This window comes from Agromyces sp. GXS1127, from assembly GCF_050565425.1.
In the GTDB taxonomy this organism is placed as follows: domain Bacteria; phylum Actinomycetota; class Actinomycetes; order Actinomycetales; family Microbacteriaceae; genus Agromyces.
In genome coordinates, this window is sequence record NZ_JBOCIG010000017.1 from 1 (window position 1) to 2,160 (window position 2,160).

At 68.4% G+C, this 2,160-nt stretch carries 2 protein-coding genes; both read left to right on the top strand.

The features are described 5' to 3' along the window. Window positions 1–69 precede the first annotated feature (69 nt). Window positions 70–1,320 carry an IS21 family transposase gene (istA, locus tag ACQ393_RS17560; protein WP_430648148.1) on the top strand — a complete coding sequence of 417 codons (1,251 nt, stop codon included), beginning with the start codon at window positions 70–72 and terminating at the stop codon, window positions 1,318–1,320. Further along, window positions 1,320–2,096, top strand: a complete 777-nt coding sequence (gene istB / locus ACQ393_RS17565) for an IS21-like element helper ATPase IstB (protein WP_430648149.1) — start codon at window positions 1,320–1,322, stop codon at window positions 2,094–2,096. The genes istA and istB overlap by 1 nt, the downstream gene beginning before the upstream one ends. The last annotated feature ends 64 nt before the right edge of the window (window positions 2,097–2,160 follow it).

Below are 2,160 nucleotides of genomic sequence, written 5' to 3' on the forward strand. Positions count from 1 at the left end.
TGTCGACGTCGGGTGAATACTGACCCCGAGGCGACGTTTGAATCTTGACCCCTCCGACACTCTTGGAGGGTGATTTCAGTGGAAGATTGGGCGGAGATCCGCCGGTTGCATCGGGCGGAGGGCATGCCGATCAAGGCGATCGTGCGCAAGCTCGGTGTGGCGCGGAACACGGTGCGGGCGGCGTTGGCGTCGGACGAGCCGCCGGCGTATCGGCGGGCGCCGCGGGGGTCGCTGGTCGACGCGGTCGAGCCGGAGATCCGGAAGTGGCTGCGTGAGGACGCGAAGATGCCCGCGACGGTGATCGCGGAGCGGATCGGGTGGGAGCACTCGATCACGATCCTGAAGGACCGGATCCGGCAGATCCGGCCGGAGTATGCCGGCGTGGATCCGGCGGACCGGATCGTGCATCATCCGGGGCAGGCCGCGCAACTGGACTTGTGGTTCCCGGAGCCGCGGATCCCGGTCGGGTTCGGGCAGGCGGCGATGCTGCCGGTGCTGGTGATGACGTTGACGTTCTCGAAGTTCTTGTCCGCGGTGATGCTTCCATCGCGTCAGGGCGGGGATCTCACGGCGGGCATGTGGCAGCTGATCTCGCAGGTCGGCGCGGTGTCGAAGACGCTGGTCTGGGATCGGGAGGCTGCGATCGGCGGGAAGGGGAAGGTCACCTCGTTGGCGGCGGCGTTCGCGGGAACGCTCGCGACCAAGGTGGTGCTCGCCCCGCCCGCGGATCCGGAGTTCAAGGGGATGACCGAACGCAACAACGGGTTCTTCGAGACGTCGTTCCTGCCCGGCCGCAGGTTCGCGTCGCCGGCGGATTTCAACACGCAGTTGCAGCACTGGTTGCCGCGCGCGAACGCCCGGACGGTCCGTTCCCTCGGTGGTCGCCCGGTCGACGTGCTGGATCGTGATCTGGCGGCGATGACGGCGCTGCCGCCGTACCCGCCGACCACCGGCCTGCAGGCGCGGGTGCGGCTGGGGCGGGACTACTACGTCCGGGTCGATGGGAATGACTACTCCGTCGACCCGCGCGTGATCGGACGGCTCGTCGATGTCACCGCGACCCTGACCCGGGTGATCGTGGTCTGCGACGGAACCGCGGTCGCCGACCACGACCGTTCCTGGGCGACCGGTGGCGTGATCACCGACCCCGCCCACGTGATCACCGCGAAGGGGCTGCGATCCCAGTACTCGGCCACCAAACGCGACCGGGCGCGTGCCGAGCTCGCGTCGCCGGAGCGGCGGGTGATGTTCCGCGACCCGGGCGACTACGACGACCTGTTCGGGGTCCGGTTCGACCCGACCACCGGGGAAGTGCTGTGATGGGCGCCGGCACCGATACCGCCGCGACGCTCGGCTACCTGGCCCGCGCGTTGAAGGCCCCAACGATCGGGCGGGTCTGGGAGGACCTGGCCGTCACCGCGCGCAGCGAGGGCTGGTCACACGAGGAGTACCTCGCGGCGGTGCTGGCCCGGCAGGTCGCGGACCGGGAAGCGAACGGAACCAGCCTGCGCATCGCCGGAGCGCACTTCCCTCAGGTCAAGACGCTCGAGGACTTCAACGTCGACCACCAGCCGTCGCTGCGGCGGGACGTGCTCGCGCACCTGGCCACGACGACCTGGATCCCGAAGGCCGAGAACGTGATCCTGCTCGGCCCGCCCGGCGTCGGCAAGACCCACCTCGGCATCGGGTTGGGCATCAAGGCCTGTCATGCCGGCTACCCCGTCGCGTTCGACACGGCCACCGGCTGGGCCGCCAGGCTGCAGGCCGCGCACCGTGACAACAGACTCGAGCACGAGTTGAAGCGGCTCCGCCGCTACCGGCTGCTGATCATCGACGAGGTCGGCTACCTCCCGTTCGACGCGGACACCGCGAACCTGTTCTTCCAGCTCATCGCCGCCCGTTACGAGCAGGGCTCGATCCTGGTCACCAGCAACATGCCGTTCGGTCGCTGGGGTGAGATCTTCGCCGACGACATCGTCGCGTCCGCGATGATCGACCGCCTCGTCCATCACGCCGAGGTCCTCACCCTCGCCGGCGACTCCTACCGAACCCGAGCACGACGCGAACTCATCAAGACCCCGGCCACAGACCGGTAACAACAACACCAGGGGGTCAAGATTCAGACGACGAAAAGGGGTCAGAATTCAGCCGACGTTGACA

Bases quoted from the DNA above. Each gene is read 5' to 3' on its own strand.
- istB (WP_430648149.1), top strand. From the start codon at position 1,320: ATGGGCGCCGGCACCGATACCGCCGCGACGCTCGGCTACCTGGCCCGC.